General features: G+C 65.2%; 14 protein-coding genes and 1 tRNA gene. 2 read left to right on the top strand and 13 right to left on the bottom strand.

The window, feature by feature from the left end:
• Positions 1–73: 73 nt before the first annotated feature.
• From LB310_RS04095 to LB310_RS04080, 4 genes are all read right to left on the bottom strand, one after another.
• A complete protein-coding gene (locus LB310_RS04095) occupies positions 74–667 on the bottom strand; it encodes an indolepyruvate oxidoreductase subunit beta (protein ID WP_278806854.1) in 594 nt (197 codons plus the stop codon).
• Positions 660–2,756, bottom strand: a complete 2,097-nt coding sequence (locus LB310_RS04090; RefSeq protein WP_278806852.1) for a thiamine pyrophosphate-dependent enzyme — start codon at positions 2,754–2,756, stop codon at positions 660–662. The genes LB310_RS04095 and LB310_RS04090 overlap by 8 nt, the downstream gene beginning before the upstream one ends.
• A gap of 192 nt (positions 2,757–2,948) precedes the next feature.
• Positions 2,949–3,419 carry a 5-(carboxyamino)imidazole ribonucleotide mutase gene (gene purE / locus LB310_RS04085; protein WP_123672896.1) on the bottom strand — a complete coding sequence of 157 codons (471 nt, stop codon included), beginning with the start codon at positions 3,417–3,419 and terminating at the stop codon, positions 2,949–2,951.
• Positions 3,420–3,576: 157 nt separating this feature from the next.
• Positions 3,577–4,326 (bottom strand): TetR/AcrR family transcriptional regulator, encoded by a 750-nt coding sequence (locus tag LB310_RS04080; protein WP_278806851.1) that lies wholly within the window; start codon positions 4,324–4,326, stop codon positions 3,577–3,579.
• A 161-nt stretch (positions 4,327–4,487) separates the two neighbouring features.
• Between LB310_RS04080 and LB310_RS04075 the strand changes: the two genes are divergently transcribed.
• Positions 4,488–4,646 carry a twin-arginine translocase TatA/TatE family subunit gene (locus tag LB310_RS04075; protein WP_087191187.1) on the top strand — a complete coding sequence of 53 codons (159 nt, stop codon included), beginning with the start codon at positions 4,488–4,490 and terminating at the stop codon, positions 4,644–4,646.
• 334 nt (positions 4,647–4,980) lie between these two features.
• Here LB310_RS04075 and LB310_RS04070 read toward each other — a convergent pair.
• Positions 4,981–5,056: transfer RNA gene (locus tag LB310_RS04070), tRNA-Phe, on the bottom strand.
• 207 nt (positions 5,057–5,263) lie between these two features.
• Here LB310_RS04070 and LB310_RS04065 point away from each other — a divergent pair.
• A complete protein-coding gene (locus tag LB310_RS04065) occupies positions 5,264–7,858 on the top strand; it encodes a diguanylate cyclase (protein ID WP_301154577.1) in 2,595 nt (864 codons plus the stop codon).
• 34 nt (positions 7,859–7,892) lie between these two features.
• Here LB310_RS04065 and LB310_RS04060 read toward each other — a convergent pair whose 3' ends face one another.
• From LB310_RS04060 to LB310_RS04025, 8 genes are all read right to left on the bottom strand, one after another.
• Positions 7,893–8,495, bottom strand: a complete 603-nt coding sequence (locus tag LB310_RS04060; protein ID WP_154270081.1) for a hypothetical protein — start codon at positions 8,493–8,495, stop codon at positions 7,893–7,895.
• Entirely contained in the window at positions 8,482–9,192 is a 711-nt protein-coding gene (locus LB310_RS04055) for a hypothetical protein (RefSeq protein ID WP_241675382.1), read from the bottom strand. The genes LB310_RS04060 and LB310_RS04055 overlap by 14 nt, the downstream gene beginning before the upstream one ends.
• 5 nt (positions 9,193–9,197) lie before the next feature.
• On the bottom strand, positions 9,198–10,190 hold the full coding sequence (gene pilM / locus LB310_RS04050; RefSeq protein ID WP_154270082.1) for a pilus assembly protein PilM: 993 nt from the start codon (positions 10,188–10,190) through the stop codon (positions 9,198–9,200).
• Positions 10,191–10,292: 102 nt separating this feature from the next.
• The gene (locus tag LB310_RS04045) at positions 10,293–11,321 is read right to left on the bottom strand and encodes an A24 family peptidase (RefSeq protein WP_154270083.1); all 1,029 of its coding nucleotides are present in this window, start codon (positions 11,319–11,321) and stop codon (positions 10,293–10,295) included.
• Between the two features lie 3 nt (positions 11,322–11,324).
• Positions 11,325–11,723 (bottom strand): prepilin-type N-terminal cleavage/methylation domain-containing protein, encoded by a 399-nt coding sequence (locus LB310_RS04040; RefSeq protein WP_154270092.1) that lies wholly within the window; start codon positions 11,721–11,723, stop codon positions 11,325–11,327.
• 116 nt (positions 11,724–11,839) lie between these two features.
• A complete protein-coding gene (locus LB310_RS04035; RefSeq protein WP_123672906.1) occupies positions 11,840–13,048 on the bottom strand; it encodes a type II secretion system F family protein in 1,209 nt (402 codons plus the stop codon).
• Positions 13,048–14,103 (bottom strand): type IV pilus twitching motility protein PilT, encoded by a 1,056-nt coding sequence (locus LB310_RS04030; RefSeq protein ID WP_087191181.1) that lies wholly within the window; start codon positions 14,101–14,103, stop codon positions 13,048–13,050. The genes LB310_RS04035 and LB310_RS04030 overlap by 1 nt, the downstream gene beginning before the upstream one ends.
• Before the next feature lie 12 nt (positions 14,104–14,115).
• On the bottom strand, positions 14,116–15,816 hold the full coding sequence (locus LB310_RS04025; RefSeq protein WP_278806840.1) for a GspE/PulE family protein: 1,701 nt from the start codon (positions 15,814–15,816) through the stop codon (positions 14,116–14,118).

Here is a 15,816-nt window from a genome sequence, read left to right as displayed (position 1 = left end):
TATCCGCCACCCCCCTGCTCATTTGCATGGGAGGTGGCCGGAAAGTCGCAAGACGAAGGCGCGGCCGAAGGACCTACGCGCCCGCCACCGCGTCGATGGCGGCCAGGTTGAGGTCGACGAAGCGCGGCTTCACGCAGGCGGCAATGGCGCGGCGCAGGTCGTCCAGGTCGAGCGGCAGGCAGCCCGTCTTCAGCGCGCTGGCCAGGAGCAGCGTGTTCAGCACCTTGCGGCTTCCCGCCTGCGCGCACAGCGCCGCGTCGTCCACGGCCACGAGCATGGCGGCACCGGCCAGCTGCTCCTGCAGGCGCGCGACCACGGCAGCCGCGCGGTACGGGGTCTTCGACAGCGCCGCCGTGACGGGCTGGAGCGCCGTCGTGGCCGTGACCAGCGTGCCGCCAGGCGCCAGGAACGGCACCACGCGCGCGGCCTCCGCCGGCTCGAAGGCCACCACGAGGTCGGCCGTGCCGCGTGCCAGCAGCGGCGCCAGCACCTCTTCCCCGCCATCGCCCATGCGCACGTGCGACACCACGTTGCCGCCGCGCTGCGCCATGCCGATGGTCTCGGCCGTGCGCACCTGCCAGCCCTTCTCCTGCGCGGCCTGGGCCAGCACCTTCGCAGCCAGCACCGTGCCCTGGCCGCCCACGCCCGCCAACAGCACGTTACGCATGGGTGCCTCCTTCCGCCGCCGATTCGTCCGAAGCTCCAGGTCCGCCAACGTCAGCGAGGGTTTCCGCAGTGCCCGAGATCGACGGGCTGGCGGAGGCGTGGCGCACCTCGGTACGCGAGCCTTCGTCAGCGCGGCGAGGTCGGGTGCTGCGGGAAGCCGCAGCGTCGACCGCATCCGTCGGCTGGCAAGCCGACGGAACACGAAGCGCGTCGAAGGGGCACACCTGCACGCACAGGCCGCAGCCGTTGCACAGGCTCGCGTCCACGAACGCCTGGCCGCGCTCGCCGCTCTTCGGGCCGCGCGCGTCGCCGTCGAAGCCGATGCCGGGGCAGCCTATCTCGGTGATGCACTTCTTGCAGCCGGTGCATGCATCCGCGTCCACCGCCGCGGGCGCGCCCGGCCTCACCAGCTGAACGCACGGCGATTCGAACAGGATGGCGCTGGGACCCTCGAACGCCAGCGCCTCGGTTGCGGCGGCAACGGAGGCGTCCAGGTCGAGCGGATCGGCATGCACGATGCACTCGAAGCCCACGGCCTGGAGCACGCGCTCGATGGAGACAGGCGCGCGCCTCGGCCCCATGAGCGTGACGCCCGTGCCGGGGTGCGGCTGCGAGCCGGTCATGGCGGTGGTGGCGTTGTCCAGCACGCACACGGTCACGTCGTGGCCGTTGTAGACGGCGTTCACGATGCCCGGCAGGCCGCTGGCGAAGAACGTGGAATCGCCCACGAACGCCACGTGCTTCTTGCCCGGCTCGGCCACGGCGAAGCCCTGCGCCATGGTGATGCCCGCGCCCATGCACAGGCACGTGTCCACGGCGTCGAGCGGCTTGGCGTTGCCCAGTGTGTAGCAGCCGATGTCGCCGCACAGCACGGCCGGGGCCTTCCCCAGCGCGCGCTTCACGGCGTAGAAGCTGCCGCGATGCGGGCAGCCGGCGCACAGCACCGGCGGGCGCACGGGCAGCGGCTCGTCGCAAGCCGCCGCTGCCGAGGCGTCGGGGACGGCGCCCGGCACGCCGAGGAAGCTTGCGATGCGCGCGGCGATGTCATCCACGTCGTTCTCGCCGCGATCGCGCGCGTCTCCGGTCAAGCGTCCGCGCACCTCGAGCGCCGCGTGCGTGCGCCCGGCGAAGCGAAGCAGCTCGTCCTCCAGCACATGGTCGAGCTCCTCCAGAACGAGCACCTGGTCGAGGCCTTCCACGAACCGCGCCGCGGTCTCCTCCGGGAACGGGTACGGCGTGCCCACCTGCCAGAAGCGGTAGGCCGGCAGCTCGACGCCGCGCTCCTCCAGCATGCGCAGCGCCTCGCGCGCATAGGCCGCCGACACCCCGCCCGCCACGATTCCGAGGCGCGGCGCGCCTGTTTCACGTGAAGCATTCGTTTGCGCTATCGGGTTGAACGCGGCCAGCGCGGGCTCGGCATGGAAGTCGTGCGCGATGGCGCGCAGCCGCTCGTTGATCTCGCCGTGCGCCTCGTAGGCGCGTCGAGGGAAGATGATCCACTTGGGATCGCGCTCGAAGCCCTCGGGCGGCACGGGGCGCGCGTCGGTGGCATCGGCCACGTCGAAGAACGTGGACGCGTGGTTGATGCGCGTGGTGGGCCGCACGATGACGGGCGTGCGGTAGCGCTCGGAAAGCTCGAACGCCTCCTTCATCATGGCGAAGCCCTCGTCGGGCGTGGACGGGTCGAGCACGGGTATCTTGGCGAAGGCGGCGAAGCGGCGCGTGTCCTGCTCGGTCTGCGACGAGATGGGGCCCGGGTCGTCGGCCACGAACAGCACGAGGCCGCCCTTCACGCCCACGTAGTTCAGGCTCATGAGCGGGTCGGACGCTACGTTGAGCCCCACCTGCTTGCAGGTGAACAGACAGCGCGCGCCGGCGTAGGAGGCGCCGGCCAGCAGTTCGAGCGCCGACTTCTCGTTGGTGGACCACTCCACATGCACGCCCCGCGCGGCGCCGGACGCGTGGAGCTTCGCCACCGTCTCGATGAGCTCGGAAGAGGGCGTGCCGGGGTAGCCCGCCGCCACGCGCACGCCCGCCTCGAGCGCCGCATGCGCGAACGCCTCGTTTCCCATCAGAAGTTTCTTCGTCATATGCGTCTCGCCTGCTTCGGTACTCGTTGGCCGTTGCCAGGACAGCAACGGAAAGAATGCGCCGCCAACTATCCGTACAAATGTTTCACGTGAAACACTCGTCGTCTCATGCCCGGACTCTCGTGGACCCCATGATAGCAAAACCGGCAGCCTCCATGCGCGCGCGTCCGGGCGAGGCGCGGTCGGCGCAGCCTACGCCTCGGCCATACCTCGCTTGAAGTCGATGATCTTCTGGCGGGCGGTATCGCAGCCGGTGCCGAGGATCTGCACGGCCAGAATGGCCGCATTCTTCGCGCCGTTGATAGCCACGCAGGCCACCGGCACGCCGGAGGGCATCTGCACCATGGACAGCAGCGAGTCGAGGCCGCCCAGATCGCTCGTCTTCATGGGCACGGTGATGACCGGGTTCGGGGTGTACGCCGCCACGACGCCGCCCAAGTGAGCGGCCTTGCCCGCGGCCGCCACGATTACGCGGATGCCGCGCTCGTGCGCCGTCGAGGCCCACTCATGCACCTCGGCCGGCTTGCGGTGCGCGCTGGCCACCTTCACCTCGTAGGTGATGCCGAACTCGTCGAGCTGCTTCATGCACGGCTCCATGGCAGGCATGTCGCTCTCGGATCCCATGATGATGCCGACGACCGGATTGTTGTTCTCGCAGGGCATGTGGCCTCCTTCGCTCGGCGCCGCCTGACGCGGCGGCGCGCGTATTGTTCGATCCTGTTATTGTAGGGGTTTCGGAAAGCGCGCGCCCGCTCATGCGCTGCTTTTCCATCGACCGGCCGCGTCCTGCACGCAGACCGCGGAAGGCAGGCGCGGCGCCCTACCCGACGATCCGCCTGACGACGGCCTCCACTTCGGCCGCCTCGGGGAGCGACGCATCGGGATCGGCCGTGGCGCGGGCCAGCGCGAACTTCGCCGCCTCAAGCGCCTCGGCCACCACGAGACCCGCCTCCTCGGAAGGCGCCAGCTCGTCCGGGCAGGTGCGCCTCTCGGGATGCTGCTCCAGGTAGGTGGTCAAAATGCCGCGGAACTCGGACACGAAGCCGAACGTGCCGTCTAGGAACAGCTTCATAAGCGCCGGCGTCTGGGCCACCAGCCGCGCCCGCATGGCGGCGATCTCGCTCGTCCAGTCCAGATCGCGCACCACCTTGAGGAACAGCGCGAGCGTGGCGTGGTACGGCGTGCCCTCTATGCGGTCGTAGGCAGCATGGACGGCTTCGGCATCGAGGTCGGCGAGCCCCAGCCCCACGATGGCGGCGTCCTTCGTGGGGAAGTAGTTGAAGAACGTGCCTTGCGATACCACAGCCCGCTCGCTGATCATGGCCACGGTCACGTTGTCGTAGCCCAGCTCGTCCACCAGCGAGATAGCCGCGCGCTCGATAGCCGCGCGCGTCTCGCGGCGTTTGCGCTCGCGCAAGCCCTCGGCGCCCGCCTCAACCGCAACGGCGTCCGCAACCGTCGGGCTATCCTCCGGCTCGGCGGGTGATCCAACGGCGTCTGGACTCCCTTCGCCCGGCGCCTTCCGCTTCTCGCCCCTCGGCGCTCTCTTCCGCTCGCCCGACTTCTCCATGCCTGCTCCTCCCCCCCACCGTCCTGCCCGTTAAACTTCTTGCATTATACGGAAGTTTCGCGAGTCATTTCTTTATTTGCCATAATTTTATAGTCGCTATAAAGTTAGGGCTGCTATACTACCCAAGGCATCGGAAAACCGGACCGCGAAAGGGGCGGACAATGAAAATATTCGGCATGGGACTGCCCGAGCTGATCCTGATCCTCGCGGTCGTGCTCGTCATCTTCGGCCCCAAGAACCTGCCCAAGCTGGGCGGCATGCTGGGCCGCACCGTCAAGAAGATCCGCGGCCGGGTGGAAGACGATACCCAGACGGCATAACCTCCCGCCTGGGCGGCGCAGCAAGGGCAAGAAGCCGGCCCGTCTCCCTAACCTGTTCGCAGCCGCTCACCCCGACATACCCCGCACACCTCCATTCCAGCGGTCCCTACCAACTTGATTGCGATTGAGGTTAAGGTACGCGTTTCGGCCTATAACCCCTCGATGGGGCACCGCAGTCGCTTGGAACGACCCGCATGCAAGCGATCCTTGGAGAAGCGATTGGGATTAGGGCCAGGGTACACGTTTTGTCCTATAACCCTATAAACCAGAGCGTGCCCTGCTCGGCACACAAAAAGCGCCCCGAATCTCAGGATTCGGGGCGCTGTCGTTGCAGTGGTGGTCGGAGGGGGACTTGAACCCTCGGCACGCGGATTTTCAGTCCGCTGCTCTACCAACTGAGCTACCCGACCACAGGTACGCGTCCGTGAGGACGTGGAACGATATTGTACCGGTCGCGCGTGCCCGGGTCAAGCGCCCATGAGGCATTTCCTCTCGGATTTTCGCAAGCGGGCTTCCGAGCCGCAACCTAGAGCTGAACCCTTCTTGCCAGTTGTCGTTCTCGTGCGTTAGAACACCCCGTTGGGGTTACAATGACAGCACTTGCAGAAAGAGGGTTAATGGTCGTGGGAATATCCCGAATAGCGCGCTTCTCCGTTGTGGCGAGGATCGTCCTTGCCGCATTGCTCGCCTGCACCCTCATGTCCATCATACCGGCCACCAACGACGGCGCAGCGGGCAAGGCATTCGCGGATACGGCGTCGACGCCGGGCACCCAATCAACCGGTTTCGAGCAACGCGTGGTCAGGGTGGGGTACATGGATATCCCAGGCATGCTCTGCCGCAATGCCGACGGTACGCTCGAAGGCTACACCTACGATTACCTGCAGCGTATCGCACAGTTCACCGGATGGACGTACGAGTTCGTGGAAGCCGAGGGTGAAACCACCAACGACCAGGCAGTCGACCTGATGAACATGCTCGATGACGGCCGAATCGACCTCGAGTGCGGTATGACGTACAGCCCGGCACTCGACGACATGTACGAGTATCCCCGGAACAGCTACGGCACGGCGCACACCTCGCTGTTCGTCCCCAACGAGAACGCCAAAATAACGTCGACCAACCTCTTCACCGAGGGGCCGTTGAGCATTGCTCTTTTGAGCTCCGCGAAGCAGCGGCGCGAAGAGCTCGTCTATTTCTGCGAGAAAAACAACCTTGAGTACACCACCGTAGAATGCTCCGCCAACAACGAGCTGACAGAGAGGACGATATCGGGAGAGGCCGACGCCTTCCTTGGCATCGATATCAGTCCCGTCGAGGGATTCCACGTGGTTGCCACGTTCGCCGGGCGACCGTTCTTCTTCGCAGCGCCGAAGGGCGACCGCACGATCATCGACGAGATCGACCAGACCATCGAGCGCATCAACGAGAGCAATCCCCAGTTGCAGGACTCCCTTTACAAGAAGCACTTCGCCAACAACGGCGCAGGCTACGCGCTGTCGAGCGACGAGGCGGAGTTTGCGCGCAACCACGATACGCTGCGCGTAGGAATCATCGCCGAACGGGCGCCCCTCCAGTCCTTCGACCGTCTGACCGGCGAGCTCGAGGGCGTGTCGCGGGGCATGCTCGACTGCCTGTCGCAAAAGACGGGCCTCTCGTTCGAGGTCGTGCGCATCGAGCGCAGCGACGACATGGCATCTGCCATCCGCGAGGCCGGCGTTGACTTGGTAGCCGGAATAGACGGCAACGACACCGTGGCCTCGACTTTGGGCCTGTCGCTCTCTGCACCGTACATGACCACGAACCTGCTGCTCGTATACAACCGGTTCGTCGATCCCGACGATCTGTCCAATCGGAAGCTGGCCCTTTCCTGGGAACTGGAAAGCGCCCTGCCCGCTAACGACTCCACAACCATATACGGGTCGATGGAGGAATGCTTCAAGGCCGTGAACGACGGCCGGGCTGACTATACGTACGGCACCTCGTACACCACCCCGTACTACACGAACGTGGACGGGCTGAGCAACCTGCTGACCCTGCCCACCTCCACCGAGGCCATCGAAGTGTGCTTCGGCCTTGTGCATCCGGTGGAGCCCGACCTGCTGTCTATCATCAACAAGTCCATTCGCGGCCTCTCCACCGAGGAGCTGGACTCCATCGTATACGAGAACGTGCTCGTCGATTCCGAAGAGCAGGTCGGCGCATTCCTTGCGAGCCACCTGCTGGAGTTCGCCATCGCAGCTATCGCCATACTCGTGGTGGTGATCGTGCTGCTGGTGCTCTACCTGCGTTCGCGCGTGCTTGCCAACCGCCGCGTGCGCGAGGAGAACCTGCGTTTCCAGAAGCTGTACAGCCTGACGAACGAGCTTTTGTTCGAGTACTCGCTTGCCGCGGACACGCTGATCATGTCGAACCCCAAGGGCTCCCGCTCGCGCGTGATCGCCTCCGTGGGCGAGGAGTCGGACGACGGATCGTACCGCATCATCTCCCACGCTCACGCCCTTATCGCCGCCAATGCCGACCCCGAGATGCTCGACGCGCTCACGTCTCCTACCAACTCTTCCGTAGATCTGCCGTACGAGCCCAGACCGGGCGAAAAGCACTGGATTCGCATCGCGTCGCATCTGGTGACGAACGACGAGGGACGGCCTATCTCGGTCATCGGTAAGATCACGAGCGTGGACAACGAGGTGCGCGAGAAGATGGACCTTTCGGATCGCGCGCGACACGACGGCCTCACGGGTTTGCTGAACTGGGCGACGTTCTGCGAGCAGGCCGAGAAGCTGCTGGAATCGGGCACGTGCGGAGCCATGCTGGTCATCGACACAGACGACTTCAAAAGCGTCAACGACACGTACGGGCACCTCACCGGCGATGTTGCGCTTCGCGAAACTGCCGAAGAGCTGCGCGGCGCCTTCCGCCCCCACGACCTTATCGGACGCTTGGGCGGAGACGAGTTCGCCGTATGCATCGACGGCCCTATCGACTACGACCAGCTGGCCGAACGCTGCGCACGTCTCGTAGGCCACGGCGTGACGTTCGACGACCAACACGGCGTCGAGCGCACCATTACGCTGAGCATCGGCGGCGTGGAACTGGCCGGCATCACCATGCCGTACCGCGACGCCTACCAGCAAGCCGACAGCGCCCTCTATCGCGCCAAGGCCGACGGCAAGGACCGCTTCGTGTTGGAGAGACTGAGGGAAAACTAAAAGCGGCCGCCTTGCGACGACCGCTTAGAGATAGCTACGATGCGCTCTTGTCAACCAAGCCGCTCAAATTGGTGGCGCCTTTCGTCGTCTCGTAATAGGTGACGTCGAGCGTGGCGCTCACGCTCTCGATGCTGCCGTCGGCGAGCATCTTGCCGGTCAAGGAGAAGTCGGTGACGTCGCAGCGGTACGTGCCGTTTTGGAGCGACTGCACGATACCGAGCGCCTCGTTGTATCCCGCCACGGTGTACGTGATGGTGACAGGACGCCGCACCAGCTCGCCGTCGAGCTCGGGCTGGCTGAACTTCACATCGTAGGTGCCCACGCCGGACAGAAGCGTGTTCAGCTCGTCGAGCTCGTTGCGGATGTTGTCGTAGGCGGCCACCACGGGCAGCTTCCCCACGTCTCCCAACTCGGCGAGCTCGTTCTCCATGCGCGTGCGCGCCATGGCAAGGGCCGTCTGCGTGTCGACCTGCATCTGGATCTCCTGCAGCTGCAGGTCGTTCTCGGCCTTGGTGTCGGCCACGTTCTTGACGACCAGAAAGTAGTAGCATGCCACCAGGAGCAACGCCACCAATACCAGGATAAGCACTTTCTCGCGCGTGGAGAAGGATCGGTTCAATATGCTACGCCGCGCCATTGCCGGCCCCCTCTCCCGTCTCGGCCCCATCGTCGAGCGCGCCCTTGAGCGTGACCTCGATGGTTGCCGACGTTGCCGCGTTGTCCTTTCCCTGGGCCGTGGACACGGTAACGTGCGAGACGCGGCTATCCGCCTCAAGGCGCTCCACCAGGCGCGAGACCTCGGTCAGATCGGCTCCGAGACACGTCGCCGTCACGGTGTTGCCCACCACCTTGACCGAGGACAGATAGCCCACGGACATGAGGTTCGAACGGATGAGGTCGAGCACGGCGTTGCGGTTCGCCAGGTTCGCCTCCTCCTCCGTGAGGCCGGTCACTACGTAGCGCGCGTACTTCTCGTTGAGGGCCGCGTAGTTCTCGTTTGCGGCCTGGAGCTCGTCGAGCTGCGCTTGGGCGGCAGCCACCTCGGCCGAGCTTTCCATGCCGCTTGCCAACGGATCGATGACCGCGAACTTCGCGAACACGCCGATGAGAACGAGCGTGATGGCGAACAGGCCCACTTGCGTTGCGATGCTGCCGTGGGTTGCCTCTTGCTTGACAAGGTTGATGGTGGTTTTCGTGGGGTACACGACCTTGGCACGGCCGCCGCGCGAAGCGCGGCGGCCGGAGCCAGGGGCGCCCCCTGGCTCCGGCGACTCGGCGCCGTCCTTCTTGTGCCCGAACGGACCGAACGATATTTCCTTGTTGAGATCGACCACGACTCTCACCTGGCCTTCATGGTCGCGCCCACGGCGCCGGGGCATTGGGCGCGCAAATCGTTGTCGCCGCTCGCTTCGGGCATGATGTCGGATATCGACCGCAGGTCTATATCGATATGGCTTGCCACGGCGTTCACCAGCGGCTGCAGCGACGAGCCTCCGCCGCAGCAGTACGCCATCTCCACGTTGGTGTCCGGGTTGTTGAAGCCGTAGAAGTTGAGGGCGCGCCCTATCTCCACGGCGATGGACTCGTAGACGTCGAAGGCCGCCGCGCCCTGTTGCACGCCGTCGTAGTCGGAGAGCTTGTACCCGTTCGCCACATGGACGTCCACACCGCGCTCGGCGGCGATGGCTCGGTCGATGTCGGCCCCGCCGATGTCGATGACGCGCGTGACGTCGTAGGCTCCGTCGGCGAAGAAGTGCAGCTTGGTACCGCTGTGCGCGAAGTCGATGACGCAGCAGTTCGCCAACGCGCGCGGATTCCCGCCCACCAGGTTCTGGAAAGCCGCGGCCGCCGGCGTGGCTATGCGCAGGCGCATGCCGGCGCGACGGAACATCTCCAGGTAGTCGTCCACGGTCTGCTTCGTGGTGGCGGCGGCCAGCAGGTCCATGCCCTCCGGCACGCCCTCGGGATCGAGGTGCGTGGCGAGCACCGCGTAATCGTAGTAGTAGCGATCCTTGCCCTGGGCGATGTAATCACGGAACTCGTAGGGCAGGTTCAGCTCCAGCTCCTTTTCCGTCATGGCCGGAACGGACAGCCGCCGCACAAGGCAATCCGTCGAGGAGAGCACGAGGGCCGCATCCTTCGCAATACCGCCTGTGCGCTTGACGAGCCCCTTGATGAAGTCGGCCATAGCGTCGAAGCTGATGAGCCTGCCTTCGGCCATGAGCCCTTCCGGCAGCGCCTCCACCACGATGTTCTTGATGACGTCGTCATCGCACACCGCGAGCTTCACGCTCGCATTGCCGATATCGACGCCCGTGTAGGTTTTACCCATGCGGAGAAGTCCTTTCGATCCCGCATTTCCCTTTCAAGGACAGTTTATACCATCCCCCCTGCCATTCCCGCGCCATTGCCGGAACAGGCCGCGCGGCCAGCCCTAAAACAGCCCGACGTACCAGGTGAGGACGAGCGGGCCTCCCAGCAGCGTGAGCATGGTGGCCGCCGCGATGGCCGGTCCGAAGGGGATGGCCTTGTCCACCGGCGGCGGGGTGCTCTCCGGGGAGGCGCCCCCGCCTTCGCCCGCGGCGTCCTTGACGGCCTTGCCGCACGGAGCCGAGGGAGCCCCGCGCAAGCGGAAAGCCGCGAACACGAGGCCCAGCACGCAAGCGACAAGCAGGTTCAACAGGGACAGGGCCGCGCCGAGGAACAGCCCCACGGCGAACAGCAGCTTCACGTCGCCGCCGCCGAGCGACGTCTTGCCCGTCACCGCGTCGAACACGAGCGAGAACAGCAGGATGCCGCCACCCACGAGAAGGCCGCCCGCCAGGCCGTCTAGCAGGCCGGCCAGCCAGCCAGCCCCGACCAGCGGGGCGAACAGGCTGCCCACGCCGAAAACCGAGGAGACGGCCTCGGGAGCAGCACCGGCAAGGAGCGAGTCGGCAGCCACCAACGCAGCGGGCTCACGCATTGCTGCGGGAACGAGCGGAAAGCCGATTGCACACGCGAACGACGCCACCATCATGAGCAACCACACGGCCGCTGCCGCGATCACGAAGCCGTTGGGAATGGTGTACGTGTCGAGGTCGACGAGCGAGGCACCCATGAGGATGCATGCGAGCGCTGCGTAGGCGAACCATGGCGCGCCTATGCCGTACACGACGAGAAGCGCGACGAACAGGGCGGCCATCAGCAGCTCCACCATCACGTAGCGCGGGCTCACCCGCTCGCCGCAATGCCGGCAGCGCCCGCGCAGCGCGAGCCACGATATGACTGGGATGAGATCGAGCACTCCGAGTGAATGCCCGCAGCTCGTGCAATGGCTGCGCCCGGCAAGGACGCTCTCGCCGTGAACGAGGCGCCACGCAAGGCAGTTCACGAAGCTGCCAAACACCGCACCGAGCAAAGCGGCGACCCCGATGAGGATCGCCGCTTGCATAGGAGTGAAGATGTTGAGCGGGAGGGACAAGGGCTATTTCTTGCCGCTGTCGTTATTGGGCAAATCAGAAGACACAATATATGCGGTAACTTTGTAACCACCGTTATTGTCCGTCACGGCTGAATCTTTTGGATCCGCAGTAGTGTCTGCAGTTAGAGTCACTTGGCCAACATTGCCTTCTGCGTCTACCGTAGCTTCTGCTTTCCATTGTTTCGCACTCGTAATCGTCGTGTCTTTGCTAGATAGAATCTGCGTAGCAGCAACTGATTTGACTGAACGAATATCAGCATTTTTCACGGCATTATTCGCATTATTTAGCGCACCAGTAAACACAGGCACAGCAATCGCAACCAACACCAGTACGATCGCTACGACGATCAGCAGCTCGGCGAGCGTGAAGCCGCCCTTCTCTTCCCTTACCCTCTTAATCATTTCCTTCACCGTTGTTTCCTTTCTCTCTCCCGGCAGCCTCTCGCCGCCAAGAACAAGCCCCGTTCATGATCGAACGATCATACCACCATTTAGCACACCCCCGGTGGCATAACAGCCTACATGTTCGCGTACATGGTGAAAAGCGGCAGGTACAGCGCGATGACGACGAACCCGGCGAACACGGCCATGAGCACGAGCAGCGTCGGCTCCATGAGCGAGAGCGCGCGGTCGGTCACGCGCTGCGTCTCGTTGTCGTAGAACTCGCCCATCGTCTCCAGCGTCGCCTCCAGCTCGCCGGTCTGCTCGCCTACCGAGCACATCTCTATGAGCGTGCGCGGGAAATACCGGCACTGCTCCATGCACTCTCCCAGCGTGCGGCCTTCCTCAAGCCCCGCCTCCATGCGTCCCACCTCGCGCGACAGCACGTAGTTGCCCAGCACGCGGCCCGTCACGGCCACGGCGCGCGTCATGGGCAAGCCCGCCGCAATGAGCGTGGACATAGTGTTCGCGAACTGCGAGGCGCCGGAGAACTCGCCCACCACGCCCAGCACCGGCATCCTTAGCTTCGCTTTCGCCAGCAGGGTCTTGCCCGCCTCGGTCGTGCTGAACAGCTTCGCCCCCACCGCCGCCAGCACTATCACTATAAGCATGATCAGCCAGTTAGCCGACACCCAGTTCGAGGCATCAATCAAAAATTGAGTGATGGCCGGCATATCGGTGCCCAGCGACGATACCATGCCCGCGATGGCGGGAATCACCATCACCATCATCACGGCCACCACGACCACGGCGATGATGAGCACGAATATCGGGTACGTGAGCGCGCTGGCCACCTTCGCTCCCACCTTCGCGCGCTTGTCGTAGTACTTGTGCAGCCGCTCGAAGCTTTCCGGCAAATGGCCGCTCTCCTCGCCGGCGCGCACGGTCTCCACGAACACGCGCGGCAGCTCGGGCCCCTTGTTCTCGAAGCTGTCGGCCAGACCGTGGCCGCTCGCCACGTCGGTGGCCACCTCGGCCAGCACGCGGTGCAGGTACTTGTCGGTGGTCTGGTCGGCCACCAGGGACACGGCACGGGCGATGGAGAGCCCCGCCTGCAGGATGATGGCGAACTGCGAGCACATGATGGCCAGCTGCTTCGGCTTCGCGCGCGGCTTCGTTATGTCCATGGTCAGGATGTTCTTGCCCTCGCGCACCTGTTTCACGCTCTGCACGATGCGGCACAGGTCGCGCGCCTGCTCCATAGCCTCAATCTCGTCGTAGGCCTCCACGACGCCGCTGACTTTGTCGCCGGTGACGGAAAGGCCGGTGTAGGTGAAGGTGGGCATCAGCGGACGTTCTTTCTCACGTAATCGACATCGTGGGCGGCTTCGAGCGCCGTCTGGGCGTCTATGGCGCGGGCCCGGTACAGGTTCAGCAGCGCGTTGTCCATGGTGACGCTGCCCGCGGCGGCCGAGGTGGCCAGCGAGCTCTGGATCTGCGGCGTCTTCCCCTCGCGGATAAGGTTGCGGATGGCGGGCGTCACCATCATCAGCTCGCACGCCAGCGCACGGCCGCTCCCGTCGCGGCTCGGCAGCAGCTGCTGGGACAGCACCGCCACGAGCGTGGTGGATATCTGCATGCGTATCTGGCGCTGCAAACCCTCGGGGAACACGTCCACCATGCGGTCGATGGAGTCGGCCGCCGACTTCGTGTGCAACGTGGCCAGCACGAAGTGGCCCGTCTCGGCGGCGGTGAGCGCCGTCTGGATGGTGTCCAGGTCGCGCATCTCGCCGATGAGGATGATATCGGGGTCCTCGCGCAGCACGGCGCGCAGGGCGTCGTGGTAGCTGGCCGTGTCCTGTCCTATCTCGCGCTGGGAGATGATGGAGCGGTCGGGCGTGTAGATATACTCGATAGGGTCTTCCATGGTGATGATATTCTCGGCGCGCGTGTGGTTGATGGCGTCGATGAGCGCCGCGAGCGTCGTGGATTTGCCGCTGCCCGTCTCGCCCGTCACCACCACAATGCCGCGCTGGATCTTCGGGAAGTCCATGACCGCCGGGGGCAGGCCCAGCGTCTCGAGCGGCGGGATGACGTCTGACAACAGGCGCAGGGCGGCGCTCACGTGCCCCTGCTGGCGGAACAGGTTCACGCGCACGCGCACGCCGGCGATGGTGTCGGCCCGGTCGAGCTCGCCCGCACGTTCTATGCAGGCGTAATCCTGCCCGGCTAGCTCGCGCGCCAAGCGCTCGCACGCCTCGTGCGTGAGCGGCGCGTCGCCGTCCACGCCCGCATCCACCAAGTGGCCGTTCACGCGGAACTTCACCGGCAGGCCGCACACCAGATGCACGTCGGAAGCGTTCGCCTCGTGCGCATGGTTGATGAGTTGTTCGATGTTCATGGTCGCGCCTTTCTATTCCAGCGCCGTGATGGTCTTACGGGCCTCTTCCACCGTGGTCACGCCGTTCAGCACGAGCTCGCGGCAGCTGTCGGCCATGGTGCGGTACGAACCCGACTGCTCGATGGCGGTCTGCAGCTCCTCGCGCGTGGCGCCGCCCGTGATGCGGGCGCGCAGCGCGCGGTCGAGCACGAGTATCTCGAACACCCCGGTGCGCCCGCGGTATCCGGTGCCGAAGCACATGGGGCAGCCTGTGCCGCGGAAGAACTTCACCGCAGGGTCGTAGCGCATGCCCAGCGCGTCCAGCTCCTCCGGGTCCGGCGCATACTCCTCGCGGCAGTGCGGACACACCAGGCGCACGAGGCGCTGGGAGATGATGCCGCGCACGCCGCTGGCTATGAGGTACGGCTCCACGCCGATGTCGACGAGGCGGTCGATGGTGGACGCCGCGTCGAACGTGTGCACGGTGGAGAGCACCAGGTGGCCGGTGATGGCGGCGCGCATGGCAATCTCGGCCGTCTCGCCGTCGCGGATCTCGCCCACCGCCACGATGTCAGGGTCTTGGCGCAAGATGGCGCGCAGGCCGCTGGCGAACGTCATGCCCGTCTTCTCGTTGATCTGCACCTGGTTCGCGCCATCGATGTTGTACTCCACCGGATCTTCCAGCGTCACCAGGTTCACCGAGTCGTCGTTCAGCTCGCGGATCATGGTGTACATGGTGGAGCTCTTGCCCGAGCCGGTGGGACCCACGATGAGCACCATGCCGTTGTTAGCATGGATGAGGCGGTTGTACTTCTCCAGGTTCGAGCCCGCCAGGCCGATGCCCTTGGGGTCGAAGAGCGACTCGTTCTTGTCCAGCAGGCGGATGACCACCGTTTCGCCGTGGATGGTGGGCAGCGTGTTGATGCGCAGGTCGATGTCCTGCTTCTTCAGGCGGATGTTCGCGCGGCCGTCCTGGGGGACGCGGCGCTCGGACGTGTTCATGCCGCCCATGATCTTCAAACGCGAGATTACGGAAGCCTGCAGCTCCTTCGGCACGGTGAGGATGGTGCGCAGCACGCCGTCAATGCGCATGCGCACATGCAGGTCGGCCTCGCGCGGCTCCAGGTGGATGTCGGACGCGCGCTCGGTAGCGGCTCGCTCGATGATGCTGTTCACCAGGCGCACCGTGGGGGCGGACTGCGCGTCGGCGTCGTCGCCCAGCGTGGAGGTTTGGAAGCTGCCCCCGTCGTCGGTGCCGGCGGCGCGGGCGTCGCGCTTCATCTCCTCGATGGCGCGGGCGGCGCCCTCGTTGCCGTACAGCGTCATGATGGCGCGCATGACCGAGTCGTTCGTGGCCACCATGGGCACAACGCGCTTGCGGGTGGCATTCTTCACCGCCTCGATGGCCATGAAGTTCAGCGGATCGCTCATGGCCAGGTACACGTCCTCGGGCGTGGTGCGCACAGGCACCACGTTGTACTGCCGGGCGACGTTCTTCGACACCACGCGGCTCATCTCGGGATCGAGGTCGATGGCGGAAAGGTCCACGAACTCGATGCCCAGCTGCATCTGCAGCGCCTCGATGAGCTCCGCCTCCGTGATGACGCCCTCGGCGATGAGCTCGTCGCCCAGGCGCCGCTTCGACTCCTTCTGCTGCGCGAGCGCATGCCCCAGCTGCTCATCGGTGATGAGCCCCGCATCGGTCAACACGTCTCCCAAGCGCTTGTATGCCAT

This window comes from Gordonibacter sp. RACS_AR49, assembly GCF_030418435.1.
Lineage (GTDB): Bacteria > Actinomycetota > Coriobacteriia > Coriobacteriales > Eggerthellaceae > Gordonibacter > Gordonibacter urolithinfaciens.
Note: the sequence above shows the minus strand (reverse complement) of the source record. Positions and strands in the feature narration are given on the sequence as shown.